The organism is Acetobacter suratthaniensis, from assembly GCF_017377745.1.
Classification (GTDB): domain Bacteria; phylum Pseudomonadota; class Alphaproteobacteria; order Acetobacterales; family Acetobacteraceae; genus Acetobacter; species Acetobacter suratthaniensis.
In genome coordinates this window covers 1-13,360 of record NZ_JAFVMG010000016.1, presented here as the reverse complement: position 1 = coordinate 13,360, position 13,360 = coordinate 1, and the positions used below count along the sequence as shown (strand labels likewise).

13 protein-coding genes and 1 riboswitch are annotated in these 13,360 nt (G+C 62.6%); of the genes, 9 read left to right on the top strand and 4 right to left on the bottom strand.

The features are described 5' to 3' along the window. Positions 1-86 precede the first annotated feature (86 nt). The 5 genes from speD (at position 87) to gcvP (ending at position 6,455) form a co-directional block, all read left to right on the top strand. Entirely contained in the window at positions 87-557 is a 471-nt protein-coding gene (speD, locus tag J2D75_RS12160; protein ID WP_207855087.1) for an adenosylmethionine decarboxylase, read from the top strand. Between the two features lie 172 nt (positions 558-729). Continuing rightward, positions 730-1,599, top strand: a complete 870-nt coding sequence (speE, locus tag J2D75_RS12155; protein ID WP_207855137.1) for a polyamine aminopropyltransferase — start codon at positions 730-732, stop codon at positions 1,597-1,599. Between the two features lie 55 nt (positions 1,600-1,654). Further along, a riboswitch (glycine riboswitch) is annotated at positions 1,655-1,744 on the top strand. Positions 1,745-1,900: 156 nt separating this feature from the next. Continuing rightward, positions 1,901-3,046, top strand: a complete 1,146-nt coding sequence (gene gcvT / locus J2D75_RS12150) for a glycine cleavage system aminomethyltransferase GcvT (RefSeq protein WP_207855086.1) — start codon at positions 1,901-1,903, stop codon at positions 3,044-3,046. Between the two features lie 66 nt (positions 3,047-3,112). Beyond that, positions 3,113-3,478, top strand: a complete 366-nt coding sequence (gene gcvH / locus J2D75_RS12145) for a glycine cleavage system protein GcvH (protein ID WP_207855085.1) — start codon at positions 3,113-3,115, stop codon at positions 3,476-3,478. A gap of 52 nt (positions 3,479-3,530) precedes the next feature. Then, positions 3,531-6,455: an aminomethyl-transferring glycine dehydrogenase gene (gcvP, locus tag J2D75_RS12140; protein ID WP_207855084.1), complete on the top strand. Its 2,925-nt coding sequence runs from the start codon at positions 3,531-3,533 to the stop codon at positions 6,453-6,455. A gap of 257 nt (positions 6,456-6,712) precedes the next feature. Here gcvP and J2D75_RS12135 read toward each other — a convergent pair whose 3' ends face one another. The 4 genes from J2D75_RS12135 to J2D75_RS12120 all read right to left on the bottom strand — a co-directional run bounded on the left by J2D75_RS12135 (position 6,713) and on the right by J2D75_RS12120 (position 10,295). Next, complete coding sequence (locus J2D75_RS12135; protein WP_207855083.1) at positions 6,713-7,408, bottom strand: CHAP domain-containing protein; 696 nt, start codon at positions 7,406-7,408, stop codon at positions 6,713-6,715. 467 nt (positions 7,409-7,875) lie between these two features. Then, the gene (locus tag J2D75_RS12130) at positions 7,876-8,226 is read right to left on the bottom strand and encodes a RidA family protein (RefSeq protein ID WP_207855082.1); all 351 of its coding nucleotides are present in this window, start codon (positions 8,224-8,226) and stop codon (positions 7,876-7,878) included. A gap of 249 nt (positions 8,227-8,475) precedes the next feature. Continuing rightward, complete coding sequence (locus J2D75_RS12125) at positions 8,476-9,192, bottom strand: nucleotidyltransferase family protein (protein ID WP_207855081.1); 717 nt, start codon at positions 9,190-9,192, stop codon at positions 8,476-8,478. After that, a complete protein-coding gene (locus J2D75_RS12120; protein WP_207855136.1) occupies positions 9,192-10,295 on the bottom strand; it encodes an XdhC family protein in 1,104 nt (367 codons plus the stop codon). Before J2D75_RS12120 ends, J2D75_RS12125 begins: the two co-directional genes overlap by 1 nt. Positions 10,296-10,461: 166 nt before the next feature. Between J2D75_RS12120 and J2D75_RS12115 the strand changes: the two genes are divergently transcribed. The 4 genes from J2D75_RS12115 to J2D75_RS12100 all read left to right on the top strand — a co-directional run. Further along, positions 10,462-10,878 carry a baeRF12 domain-containing protein gene (locus J2D75_RS12115; protein WP_207855080.1) on the top strand — a complete coding sequence of 139 codons (417 nt, stop codon included), beginning with the start codon at positions 10,462-10,464 and terminating at the stop codon, positions 10,876-10,878. A gap of 172 nt (positions 10,879-11,050) precedes the next feature. After that, positions 11,051-11,749 (top strand): MBL fold metallo-hydrolase, encoded by a 699-nt coding sequence (locus J2D75_RS12110; RefSeq protein WP_279381469.1) that lies wholly within the window; start codon positions 11,051-11,053, stop codon positions 11,747-11,749. A 78-nt stretch (positions 11,750-11,827) separates the two neighbouring features. After that, a complete protein-coding gene (locus J2D75_RS12105) occupies positions 11,828-12,322 on the top strand; it encodes a DUF192 domain-containing protein (protein WP_207855134.1) in 495 nt (164 codons plus the stop codon). Between the two features lie 71 nt (positions 12,323-12,393). Continuing rightward, on the top strand, positions 12,394-13,360 hold a 967-nt coding region (locus tag J2D75_RS12100), incomplete at its 3' end, for an NAD-dependent epimerase/dehydratase family protein (RefSeq protein WP_207855079.1).

The following is a 13,360-nucleotide window of genomic DNA, read 5'->3' as shown; positions in this document are numbered from 1 at the left end:
GGGGTATAACCGCCTAGTTAGCGCGCTCTTGGCCCAAGGGGGCAATTTTTGCCCAACAGGCTGTCTACTGGTTTGGGGGTACGTCAATGAACGCACTTGCTCAACTGGGGATGGTCTCGGAACACCCGAGCAATAACCAGACATTTTCCGCTGCCGATTCATCAGGGGATGAAGACCGCAAAGATTACTTCGTCGAAAAGAACGGCGAAAAGTTTGCAGGTACACACCTGCTTGTTGATCTGTGGGGCGCCACAAATCTGGATGATCCGGCAAAGATCGACCAGACCCTGTGCGAAGCCGCGGTAACGGCAGGGGCTACCATCCTGCACAGCCACTTCCACCATTTCACGCCTAATGGCGGCGTGTCGGGTGTTGTCGTGCTGGCGGAAAGCCACATTTCCATTCACACATGGCCCGAGCGCAACTTTGCCGCTGTGGACATTTTCATGTGTGGCGCATGCGACCCGCATCTTGCGGTGCCGGTCATGCAGCGGCTGTTCCAGGCCAAGCGTCTGGAAGTCAATGAAGAACGCCGCGGCCGCGTGGTGAAAAAATAAGTCTGGCGTATGCCTGACACCGGCAGGGTATGCCTTACCCGCCCCCAAAGGGGTGAGGGGGCATGTCCTGCCGGTTTTTTTTGTTTATTTTCTGTCTGTTTTTCTGATGGCCACTAAAACCCGCCGCACACAGGTGCCGGGGGTGGCCGCCATGCAACCGGATGAGGCGCACATGAGCGAAACATGGATTGAGGAAACCCTGTACGACAACTGGGGCCAGCGCTTCCGCGTCGTGCGTGAACTGGCGCGCGTGCGCAGTCCGTTTCAGGATATCGTTGTTTTTGAAAGCGATTCTCACGGACGCGTACTGCTGCTCGATGGCGTGGTGCAGATTACCGAGCGCGATGAGTTCGTTTATCAGGAAATGCTGACCCATGTGCCGCTGTTCAGCCACCCTGATCCGCGCCGTGTGCTGATTATCGGTGCGGGCGATGGTGGCGTGCTGCGCCGCGTGCTTGAACACCCCGGCGTGGAAAAAGCCGTGATGGTGGAAATTGACGGTGCGGTTATCGAACTGTCCAAGGAGCATCTGCCCTCCATCGCACAGGATGCCTGGACAAACCCGCGTGCCGAAGTGATCGTGGGCGATGGAATCGACTACGTGGCCCGTGCGCCCGATGCGTCGTTTGATGTCATTATCGTGGACAGCACCGACCCCATCGGCGTGGGTGAAGTCCTGTTTACCGATTCTTTCTATGAGCAGTGTGCCCGCGTACTCAGCGCGCAGGGGCTGATCGTTAACCAGTGTGGCGTGCCTTTCATGCAGGCGGATGAACTGCACGAAACCAGCCTGCGCCGTGCGAAATTCTTCCCGCATGTGTCAGCTTATGTCGCAGCGGTGCCGACTTATGTGGGTGGGTTCATGACGCTGGGCATCGCTTCCAAGGCCAGCCTTGCGGGGCAGGATGTGCAGAGCGTGCGCGCACGCGCTCAGGCGGCGGGTCTGGTGGGTAAAACCCAGTACTGGACACCCGAAATCCATGTCGGTTCCTTTAACCTGCCACCCTATATCGCGCAGCACCTTCCCGCAGGAAAAGCCTGAGTCTTCCGGCCTTGCGGGGCGTGATTGACTTGTCGTTAAAATGATGTCACCAATCACGCCGCGCAGAGGGAGAGCCCAGCTTCGAGCTGGCGCCGAAGGAGCAACCGCCCCGGAAACTCTCAGGCAAAAGGACCCTGCGCACTAAAACTTCTGGAGAGAGACGCCCCCGAGGCGTCCGCCGACGGGATAGCGATCTCAGGCACAAGGCACAGAAGGGGCAACGGACGGTTTTCGGTCCAGGCCCCTTCGCACCCCGCGCAGGAAGGCATGGCCTTTTTCGTAACGCGCAAGGGCAGTGTGCATGAGTTCCGAATCACTTCTTCATACCCCGCTTTTTTCCCTGCATACCGCTCTGGGTGCCCGTATGGTGCCGTTCGCGGGCTATGCCATGCCCCTGCAATATGCTGATGGCATCATGGCGGAGCATCGTCACACCCGCACGCAGGCGGGGCTGTTCGATGTCTCGCATATGGGGCAGGTACGCCTGCGCGCACGCTCGGGCGATGTGCGCGATGCGGCCCTCGCTCTTGAGCGGCTGGTGCCGGCCGATCTTGCCGGTCTGGCGTCCGGGCGGCAGCGTTATACGCAGTTTACCAACGATCAGGGTGGTATTCTGGACGACCTGATGGTGACCCGGCTGGAGAACGACCTGCTGGTTGTGATCAACGCCGCGTGCAAAGCCGCTGATATTGCCCATATGCGCGCCCATCTTGCCGAAACCTGCACGCTCGATGTGCTGGAAGACCGCGCCCTTCTGGCCCTTCAGGGGCCGCTTGCGGGGCAGGTTCTCGCGGCTCTGGCCCCGGCTGTCGCGGATATGCTGTTTATGGATGTGCGTGCGCTTGAGATCGCCGGAGCCGCCTGCGTAGTCTCGCGCTCGGGCTATACGGGCGAAGATGGTTTTGAAATTTCCGTCCCCGCCGCACAGGCCGAGGCTCTGGCCCGTACCCTGCTGGCGCAGCCGGGTGTCGCCCCTATCGGGCTTGGCGCGCGTGACAGCCTGCGGCTGGAGGCCGGGCTATGCCTGTATGGCGCGGATATTGATGAAACCACGACCCCTGTCGAAGCCGCTCTGGAATGGTCGATTCAGAAAAGCCGCCGCACCGGTGGCGCACGCGCGGGCGGTTTCCCCGGTGCCGATATTATTCTGGCCCAGTTGAGCGAAGGCACCACACGCCGCCGCGTGGGCCTGCTGCCCGAAGGCCGCGCCCCCGTGCGGGGTGGGGCCGGTCTGTTTGCCGATACAACGCTGGCCAGCCCCGTGGGTAACGTGACCTCAGGCGGGTTTGGCCCCACGGTCGATGCACCGGTGGCCATGGGCTATGTCAGCACGGCTCTGGCGAAACCGGGGCAGGCTGTGGCGGCTGAACTGCGTGGCCGCGCGGTGCCCTGCACGGTGCACGCGCTGCCTTTCGTGCCTGCCGGTTTCCGGCGCGTGGCTGGCTGAGGCCATCCAGAACAGTTTTTTCAGTTTTTCAGGGCACCCAGCCGGGTGCCGATCAGGAGAAATCAGATGAGCCTTTATTTTACCAAAGAACATGAGTGGCTGCGTATCGAAGGCGATACCGCCGTTGTGGGCATTACCCGCCATGCTGCCAGCGAACTGGGCGAACTGGTTTTTGCCGAAGCCCGTCCGGCTGGCACGGTTGTCAAAGCAGGCGAGACGGCGGCTGTGGTCGAATCCGTTAAAGCCGCATCCGATATTTACGCCCCGGTTGATGGCGAAGTGCTGGACGGCAACCCGGTGGTGGCGGACGATGCCTCACGCATCAGCGCTGATCCTGAAGGCGAAGGCTGGATTTTCCGCTTCCGCCTGAGTGCGCCCGAGCAGCTTTCTGGCCTGATGGACGCCGCCGCCTACGAGGCGTTCCTCGGTTAATTTCCGGCCTGCTCCTTCGCTTTCGCTTTTCCCGCCCGTTCAGGATACTCCCATGCTTTCAGGTGATTTTACATCGGACAACAGGCCGTTCGGGCCGGATCAGGCGCTGGCCGCCTTTGCCGGACTGACCGAGGCCGATGGCGCGTTTCATGCGCGCCATATCGGCCCTACCCGGCATGATGTGGACACCATGCTGCACAGTGTGGGGGCAGACTCGCTCGAAGCGCTCGCAGCACAGACCCTGCCGGGCGACATCCGTCTGGGTGAGAGCATGGGCATTGGCCCCGGCTGGAGCGAAACCGAAGTGCTGGCACGCCTGCGTGCCATTGCCGCACGCAATACGGTCATGACCTCGCTGATCGGGCAGGGCTATTACGGTACTGTGCTGCCTGCGGTCATCCAGCGCAATGTGCTGGAAAATCCCGCATGGTACACGGCCTATACGCCCTACCAGCCCGAAATCAGTCAGGGCCGTCTTGAAGCGCTGCTGAATTTCCAGACCGTGGTAACCGAGCTGACCGGGCTTGATATTGCCAATGCCTCGCTGCTGGATGAGGCCACGGCCGCCGCCGAAGCCATGGCGCTGGCGCACCGGGTGGCCAAAAGCCGCGTGACCACGTTTTTTGTCGATGAAGATTGCCACCCCCAGACTATTGCGGTGCTGAAAACCCGCGCCGAGCCGATGGGCTTTGGCATTGTTGTTGGCAATCCCGCCCGCGACCTGCGTGCGGGTGAGGTGTTTGGCGCCCTGTTGCAGTATCCCGGCTCGTCCGGTCAGGTTGCTGACCCGCGCACGGCTATTGCCGCCCTGCATGAAGCCGGGGCCATTGCCGTCATGGCGGCGGATCCGCTGGCCCTGACGCTGCTGGCGTCTCCGGGGGAGCTTGGGGCGGATATCGCCATTGGTTCCACCCAGCGTTTTGGTGTGCCGATGGGGTATGGTGGCCCGCATGCCGCCTATATGGCGGTGCGCGATGCCTATAAGCGCAGCATGCCGGGGCGTCTGGTGGGCGTGTCGGTGGATAGTGCGGGCCAGCCTGCCTACCGTCTGGCGCTGCAAACGCGCGAGCAGCATATCCGGCGCGAAAAAGCCACGTCCAATATCTGCACAGCGCAGGTTCTGCTGGCGGTTATTGCCGGGCTTTACGCCACCTATCACGGGCCGGATGGCCTGCGCGCCATTGCACGGCGCGTGCATGGGCTGACGGTTACACTGGCAGCGGGCCTGCGCACGCTGGGTGTAACGGTGGCGCATCAGGCCTTTTTTGATACGCTGAGCATCGAGGCCGGTGACAGCGCGCCAGACCTGCTGGCCCGCGCACGCACGCTGGGGCTGAACCTGCGCGATGCGGGGCAGGGCCGTCTGGGCATCAGCCTTGATGAGACCTCAACCCCCGAAACCGTGCGGGCTGTCTGGTCGGTTTTCTGTGCCGATGCGGCGCGCGTGCAGGCCGTGGCGGCCGCACTTGCCGCACCCGCCAGCGCCCTGCCGGACGTTCTGGTGCGGCAGTCGGCTTTCATGCAGCAGGGCATTTTCAATACCCTGCGTTCCGAGACCGACATGCTGCGCTACCTGCGCCGCCTGTCAGACAAGGATCTGGCCCTTGATCGCACCATGATCCCGCTCGGGTCATGCACCATGAAGCTGAACGCCACGGTGGAAATGCTGCCCATTACGTGGCCCGGTTTTTCCAGCCTGCACCCTTATGCCCCGGCCGATCAGGCGGCGGGCTATCGGGTTCTGCTGGCCGATCTGGAAAGCTGGCTGTGCCGTATCAGCGGGTATGATGCGGTGTCCTTTCAGCCCAATTCGGGCGCACAGGGGGAATATGCGGGGCTGCTGGCGATCCGCGCCTATCATCATGCACGCGGCGAGGCAGGGCGTACGGTCTGCCTGATTCCGGCCTCTGCCCATGGTACCAACCCGGCATCCGCCCAGATGGCGGGCATGAAGGTGGTGGTGGTGCGCTGCGATGCGCAGGGCAATATTGATCTGGCCGACATGCGCGAAAAAGTGCAGGCCCATGCCGCCGAACTGGCTGCTGTCATGATTACCTATCCCTCCACCCACGGTGTGTTTGAAGAAAACATGCGCCTTGTGTGCGATCTGGTGCATGAGGCCGGTGGGCAGGTTTATGTGGATGGCGCGAACATGAATGCGCAGGTCGGGCTGGCCCGTCCGGGCGATTACGGCGGCGATGTCAGCCATTTCAACCTGCACAAGACTTTCTGCATTCCGCATGGCGGTGGCGGGCCGGGTATGGGGCCGATTGGCGTGCGTGCCCATCTTGCCCCCTATCTGCCCGGCAACCCGCAGGAAACCGATGCGGCTATGGTGGTGAGTGCTGCACCTTTCGGTTCGGCCTCCATCCTGCCGATTTCATGGGCCTATATCCGCCTGATGGGCGATGCGGGCCTGACCCGCGCCACACAGGTTGCGATTCTGAACGCCAACTACATTGCAACCCGTCTGGGCGATGCCTATCCGGTGCTGTATCGCGGCGCACAGGGGCGGGTGGCGCATGAATGTATTCTCGACCTGCGGCCCATCAAGGAGGCAACGGGCGTGAGCGTGGATGACGTGGCCAAGCGTCTGGTCGATTTTGGCTTCCACGCCCCGACTGTCAGCTTCCCCGTGGCTGGTACGCTGATGGTGGAGCCGACGGAATCCGAAAACTTGGCCGAGCTTGATCGTTTCTGCGATGCAATGCTGGCCATTCGTGAGGAAGTGCGTGCGATTGAGCGCGGCGATGTTGCGGTGGAAAGCTCTGTGCTGCGCCATGCCCCCCATACGGGCGAGGCGCTGACGGTCGCGGACTGGGCGCATCCCTATACCCGCCAGCAGGCATGCTTCCCCCCCGGTGTGCGGGCGGATGCCAAATACTGGCCGCCCGTAGGCCGGATCGACAACGCCTATGGTGATCGTAACCTGATCTGCTCCTGCCCGGATATGAGCGTGTGGGCCGAACAGGGCTGATACGCCACGCTTAGTTCAGGGTGCCGTCATCGCCTGCGGGTGGTGGCGGCGGGCCTTGTTTTTACTGGCAGCCTGCACCTGTTGTCTGTCTACCCCCCCCCTGTCGGGCCTGCTGGCTGAGTGGCCCGGTTGCGGGTTGTCGGCGCGGTATCAACGGGTTGGATACAAAAAAGCCCGCATCCTTTTATGCAAAGGGGCGGGTTTTGATATTTTTATCCAGAAAGGATGAACCGGGGGGCCGGTCTGCCGTTAAAGGCTCAGGGAGCCTGTGCCACCTGCGTGGTCGCACCAGAGGCTTTCTTGGCCCACGCGGTCATGACGGCATCACGCTGGCTCTGCGGGTTGTTTGCCGCCATCTGCGTGGTGGGGGCCGCACCCGGCGAGCGGGGATAGATGAAACCGTAGGTCGGGTAGATGGACCCATAGGTGCCACCGTTGTGGTTGAGCGCTACGCGCACAGCCGACCAGTCGTTATTGGCGGACACGTCGATAACCGACACATTATGGCTGACACCGGCCTGCGCCCAGTGAGACTGGTCGATAACAATGGTGCGGCTGTCAACCACGTTGCGCACCACGGCCACATGGCCCAGCGGCATGCGGCGTGTGCCACGGAAGTTCAGAACGCTTCCGGCTTCAGGAGCCTGACCGCGGTCATACACGCCCGAGGCATTGTGCCACCAGTCACGGGCATTGCCACGGAGCACGACTTCAGAGGCGGACTTGGCATAGGCTACGCACTGGATCACATGCCCACCACCATGATGGCGGCTGGCCACATGGCGGATACCGTGATGCGCACTGGCGTGGCCATGACTGGCGGAGACAGCGGCATGATGTGTGGGGGCTTTGTGCGTGGCGGCTTTTGCTACGCCCGAAACAGACAGAACAGCAGAACAGAATGACAAAACAGCCAATTTCAGTTTTAGAGTCTTTGGCTGTCCATTCCGCATGGGTTCCACCTTAGATTTTTCCGTGCGCTACATAAGTGCGTCTGATCACAAGATAGTTCCACGTATAAGGGCTGATGCAGATCAGGCAAGCTCTCATTGCGTAGCAAAAACACAAAAAATGCACTTTGGCATTTCGATACCGGTAAAAAGATAAAAATAGGAAAATATTCCTATACCTTGTCATAAATCTGTCTAAATCTGTTTTATTTTGCCCTTTTAGGAGAACAAACCCTTCACGAATCATGAAAAATCATCCGGTGGCCCAAGGGGTGGGGATTCGGAGCAACTGTGGCCTTGATACAACGCATCAGGGTTCTGGTGCCGTTTTGCCACAGCCTGTGTGGCGGACAAAAAAAGGGGCAGGATTGCCCTGCCCCAACCGGCCTGTACGCGGCCAGTCCCTGACGGTTCGGCGGACAGACCCGCGCGGGTGCGGGGCTGTCCGGCCGTTTTCAGCCGTGCAGGACTTATTTGGTGGTAACCAGCATGATTTCGACCAGCATGCGCGGGTCAGCCAGAATGCCCTGTACGCACGCACGCGCCGGGGCGCCGCCTTCGGGCAGCCATGCGCTCCACAGCTTGTTCAGGATTTCGCGGTCGTTGATGTCTTTCAGCCAGATCTGGGCCTGCAGCAGGCGGGTGTTGTCGGTGCCGTGCTGTTCCAGCAGGGCGTCAATCTGTTCCAGCACGTCCTTGGTCTGGCCTTCCATGTCCAGATCAAGGTTCCGGGCCACCACGCCCTGCGTGTAGACAAAACCATGATATTCCACTGCGGCGGACAGGATGGGGTTCGGGTTGGTGCGGATAATCTTGCTCATGTCGGGAAACTCTTTCCTGCAAAAAAGAACCGCCATCCCGTAACGCCCGGTTGGGGCGGCTGGTATCTGGCGGGCCGGTGTCTGGGGGCTGCCGCCCGGCCCTGCGCCGGATGGGACTGGCCCTGCCCTAGTTTTTGGCCTGCTGGGGCGCGCGGTCAACTGCCTGAATCCCGCTATGGGTTAAAAAGACGGTGCGGCCCTTTGTGGTCGTGGTTTCTGAGCGGGCGTGTGCGCTGTGTTGGGTGGGGTTCAGGGCCGGGGTGGTGTGGCGGCGGCGTCCATATGGGCAAAATCCGCCAGCCGCTCGGGCGTATCGAAATCCTCCAGCATGGCGGCAGGGGCAGGCACCAGCCGCACGGCGGAGCCAAGGTCGCGCAGGATGGCGCGTCCGCCCTGATCGCCCTGCACGCCCAGCAGCCTGTCATAGCATTGTGCGCTCCACAGCACCGGGTTGCCGGGCTGGCCGTGGCGGTCAGGGGCAACGGCAGGGGCATTGGTGGTGCGCTGGGTGTCCAGCAATGCGTTGAGCAGGGCGGGGGAAACCAGCGGCATATCCCCCAGGCACACCAGCAGGCTACCCGCGCGGCGGCGCATGGCGGCGCGCACGCCGGTATGGAGCGAGCGCGACAGGCCCAGCTCGGGCTGGCGTACGCAGGTCATGCGTAGCCGCCGGGCCGGTTGTCTGCCGCCACTGGTTATGGGGCCTGAAGCAGCGGGCGCATTGGCCGGGCTTTCCACGAGCGGGTGCAGCAGGGCCGCTATGTCGGGGCGTTCGGGCGGGAGCAGCACCAGCACTTCCTCAACCGCGCTGTGCAGCACGGCGTTAATCGTGCGGAGCAGCATGGGCTGTCCCGAGGCATCGCAGGCCAGCAGCTTGTGCGCGGGGGCGGTACGGCTTGAACGCCCGGCGGCCAGAATAATGGCGAGTGTTCCCGGTATAATGGGGTGGGGTGCGGTGTCGGGCATCAGGGGGTCTCCCAACCGCGCCGGGTTGCCAGCGGGCCATTGCGCCTGACAGCGACAATATCGGCCAGAATGGACAGGGCGATTTCCTCGGCCCCCACCGCCCCGATGGCCAGCCCCACCGGGCCACGGATACGCGCCAGAGCCTCGGGGGGGTACCCAAGCTGGTGCAGGCGCTCCAAGCGGCTTGCCTGTGTTTTGCGAGAGCCGAGCGCACCAATATAGAAAGCCGGGCTACCCAGCGCGGTTTCCAGCGTGGGGTCGTCCAGCTTGGCATCGTGGGTGAGGGTTACAAGGGCCGTGGTGGAATCAATGCCCAGAGCGGGCAGGGCTTCATCGGGCCATTCGGTTACCAGAGTCTGGCCTGGTATCAGGCCGGGAAAGCGTTCGGTGGTAGCCAGTGCTTCGCGCGGGTCTACAACGATAGGGTCAAACCCTGTCAGGGCTGCCAGCCGCGCCAGATGCTGGGCGATATGTACGGCCCCTACAATCAGCAGGCGGGGGGGCGGTAACAGGGGCTGCACAAACCAGTCCTGCCCGGTGCTGTCGGGTGCGAGCAGCCCGCGCCCGGTCGCCAGCGCACGCTCGGTGGCTTCGGTCAGAGCCGGGTCGTGGGGTGTATGATCCGGGGCTTTGTCCAGCCCGCCATCAGGCAGGGTGGCCAGCACGCGGTGGTGTGCGGCATCCAGCGTGCGCAGGAGTGCCGCCGGACGCCGCGCGGCCATGAGCGCACAGACCTGTTCCAGCGTTTCCAGCGGCCATGTGCCGGTGGGGCAGGCGGGGCTTTGTATGGCTTCCACCATAACCTCAAGCCGTCCACCGCAGGCCAGCCCGACTTCCCATGCCCGTGCGCTGCTGACACCGTAATCCAGCACGGCGGGGGCAGCACCCGCCATGATCTGCTGGGCCGTGTGCATGACATCGGATTCCACGCACCCGCCGCTGACCGAGCCTTCCACCCGCCCATTGGCCGCCATGACCATGCAGCTCCCCGCCGGGCGGGGCGAGCTGCCCCATGTGCCGGTTACGGTGGCAATGGCGACAGCCTGCCCTTCATGCACCCAGTGCAGGGCATGGCCCAGCGTGTGCTGTGCGGGTTTTTGCATCTCTTGCGGGGGGTGGGGGGATGAAACTGTCATGTGCCCACCCTATATCATCCAGCGGACAGACTGCCCATAAAACAGCGTATCGTCCGGGCGGGGGGCACCCCTGCGCGGGGCGGCCAGCCGGTGCCGTCTGTCGCGGTTAACACGAACAGGGACTGGAAAGTTCATGACGGAAGCTAGAGACGGTCAGGTTGTGTATGTCGTGGCCGATGGGGGCAAGGTGCGTTTCCTGCACGACAGTCAGGGCTCCATGCACGATGTGGAGGTGTCTGACAGCCACGCCCATACCGGCACGCCGGGCCAGATGCCTGCGGGTGCGTCACCCGCCGATACGCGCAAGGATGCGTTCGCCCGCAGCGTGGCAGAGCGTATGAATGCGCAGGTCGCGCATGACAGCGCCAATGTGGCGGCGTTTGTGCTGGCGGCTCCAGCCCCTGTGCTGCACGAAATCCGCGAGCATCTGAGCGCACCTGCTGCGGCGCGGGTTATCAAGGTGCTGTCCAAGGATCTGATCAACATTCCCTCGCACGAGCTGCGTGCGCATTTCGATATTCCGGCCACGGGCTGGGTGCTGCCGGGCTAAAGCAACCCCGGTTCGGGGTGGGGTAAACGCCCCACGCCTTTCAGAACTGCCGGTCGCGCGGGGCTTTCCGCTGCATCGGCAGTTTTTTTTTGCCCGTATTCGTGCCATTGCCTGAACAGACGGGGCAAAACAGCGCGACGCGCCCCCGATGGTGGTAAGGAGAGCGAAGCCCATGCATGTGGCCTATCCCGGCATGCAGTTGAACATCATACCGGTTACGCCCTTCAGGCAGAACTGTTCTATTCTATGGAACCCCGAAACCCGGCGCGCCCTTGTGGTGGACCCGGGGGGCGATGCCGATGCGCTCCTGTCCTTTATCGACCGGAACAGCCTTGAGGTTGAGGCCATTCTGATTACCCACGGCCATCTCGATCACGCCGGGGGTGTCGAGGCCCTGCGGCGCGGGCTGGCCGAACGGGCGGCCCCCCAGCCGGTTGTGATCGGGCCGGATGAGCGCGATGCCTTTCTGCTGGCCTCCATTGCCGATCAGGCCCGGCATTTCGGGTTTGAAGGGCTGGAAAACGCCACGGTCGATCGCTTCACGCGGGATGGCGATGTGCTGGAGTATGCCGGGTGCCGCCTGCATGTGTTGCATGTTCCGGGGCATACGCCCGGCCATGTGGTGTTTGTAGATAAGGCGGCACGCTTTGCCTTTGTGGGCGATGTGCTGTTTCGCGGCACGGTAGGGCGGACGGATTTCGCCTATGGCGATGGCCCGCTGCTGGTGCGCGGCATCAAGGAAAAGCTGCTGCCGCTGACCGCACAGGCCAGTGGTGCGGCTTATCATGACGATATTACGGTTGTGCCCGGCCATGGTGGCCTGACCACGCTGGATACAGAGGCGGCGGGCAATCCATTCCTGCAAGGCTGAGGCTGGGGAGAATAAGGTAACGTGAATTACAAAGTGTTGGCGGCTCTGGTGGCCGCATGTGTGGCGCAGGCAGTACCCATGATCGCGGTGCGCGCGCAGGATGCCGCAGAGGCCGCACTAACGGGCGAACCCACGCAGGCGCAGCCCGAGCTGGCCAAGGAAAGCCTGAGCATTGTCTCGGCATCCGGCACGCATGCGTTTTCGGTGGAAGTGGCGCGCACGCCGCGTCAGCAGCAGGTGGGTGAAATGTTCCGCACCACCGTGCCGGAAGATGGGGGCATGCTGTTCCCGTGGAAAAACCCGCGCCAGAGCGATATGTGGATGCAGAATACCGCCGTGCCGCTGGATATCGTCTTTATAGGTGCTGACGGGCGCATTGCTTCTATTGTTGAAAACGCCGTTCCGTACAGTCTGGCTTATATCAGCAGCCACGGCCCTGTGCTGGCCACGCTGGAACTGGCAGGCGGGCTGACAGCCAAGCTGGGTATTACCGTGGGTGACAAAGTGGTGTCCGCCTCGCTTGCGGGCGAAGGTACGGGCAGTGCCACGGGGGCGGCGCATCCTGCACCGTAAGGCGGTTCAAACCATTTGCGGCCGGGCAGATCCCGGCTGCTGCCATGCGCGCATGATCTGGGGCAGTTAACGTGGTACTCTTGGTAACCGGCGTGGCCGGATTTGTGGGGGCGCATGTCGCTCAGGCGCTGCTGGCGCGGGGCGAGCGTGTTGTCGGGGTTGATAACCTTAACAGCTATTATAGTCCGGCTCTCAAACAGGCCCGGCTGGCCCGGCTGCAACAGCAGGCCGGGTTTTCCTTTCATCAGCTTGATGTCAGCAACCCCGAGGCGCTCGAAGCCCTGCGGCAGGCTGAGCCGGATATACGCGGCATCTTCCACATGGCAGCGCAGGCGGGGGTGCGTTACTCCCTGACAGACCCGTACGTGTTCGCAGGCACCAATGTGTGCGGGCATGTGGCGGTGCTGGAGTTCGCGCGCAGGCTGCGGCGGCTGGAGCATCTGGTCTATGCCTCGTCCTCCTCGGTTTACGGGGGCAATACCCGCCTGCCGTTTTCCGAGACCGACCCGGTGGACCAGCCGGGCTCCTTCTATGCCGTAACAAAACGAAGCGCTGAGCTGACCTCGGTTGCCTATAGTCACCTGTATGGCCTGCCACAGACAGGGCTGCGCTTCTTTACAGTTTATGGGCCGTGGGGCCGCCCGGATATGGCCTATTACAGCTTTGCCCGCGCCATTATGGCTGGCCAGCCCGTAACGCTTTACGAGGGCGACGCCCTCGCGCGCGACTTCACCTATATTGATGACGTAACGCGCGCGGTGCTGGCCGTGTATGCCCACCCGCCAGCGCCCGATCGGCCCCGGATACTCAATGTCGGGAACGACCGCCCAGAATCAGTGCGGCATCTGGTCAGCCTGCTGGAGCAGCATCTTGGCCGCACGGCACAGATTGCGCTGCAACCAAGGCCGGGGGCTGACGTGGAAAGGACATGGGCCAATATCAGTGCGATTCACGCCCTGACAGGCTGGAAGCCCTCCACAACGCTGGAAAAGGGAATCGGTCACTTCGTCTCATGGCTGCGCGAATCAGGCCTAGAGC

Bases quoted from the DNA above. Each gene is read 5' to 3' on its own strand.
- speD (WP_207855087.1), top strand. From the start codon at position 87: ATGAACGCACTTGCTCAACTGGGGATGGTCTCGGAACACCCGAGCAAT.
- speE (WP_207855137.1), top strand. From the start codon at position 730: ATGAGCGAAACATGGATTGAGGAAACCCTGTACGACAACTGGGGCCAG.
- gcvT (WP_207855086.1), top strand. From the start codon at position 1,901: ATGAGTTCCGAATCACTTCTTCATACCCCGCTTTTTTCCCTGCATACC.
- gcvH (WP_207855085.1), top strand. From the start codon at position 3,113: ATGAGCCTTTATTTTACCAAAGAACATGAGTGGCTGCGTATCGAAGGC.
- gcvP (WP_207855084.1), top strand. From the start codon at position 3,531: ATGCTTTCAGGTGATTTTACATCGGACAACAGGCCGTTCGGGCCGGAT.
- J2D75_RS12135 (WP_207855083.1), bottom strand. From the start codon at position 7,408: ATGCGGAATGGACAGCCAAAGACTCTAAAACTGAAATTGGCTGTTTTG.
- J2D75_RS12130 (WP_207855082.1), bottom strand. From the start codon at position 8,226: ATGAGCAAGATTATCCGCACCAACCCGAACCCCATCCTGTCCGCCGCA.
- J2D75_RS12125 (WP_207855081.1), bottom strand. From the start codon at position 9,192: ATGCCCGACACCGCACCCCACCCCATTATACCGGGAACACTCGCCATT.
- J2D75_RS12120 (WP_207855136.1), bottom strand. From the start codon at position 10,295: ATGCAAAAACCCGCACAGCACACGCTGGGCCATGCCCTGCACTGGGTG.
- J2D75_RS12115 (WP_207855080.1), top strand. From the start codon at position 10,462: ATGACGGAAGCTAGAGACGGTCAGGTTGTGTATGTCGTGGCCGATGGG.
- J2D75_RS12110 (WP_279381469.1), top strand. From the start codon at position 11,051: ATGCATGTGGCCTATCCCGGCATGCAGTTGAACATCATACCGGTTACG.
- J2D75_RS12105 (WP_207855134.1), top strand. From the start codon at position 11,828: ATGATCGCGGTGCGCGCGCAGGATGCCGCAGAGGCCGCACTAACGGGC.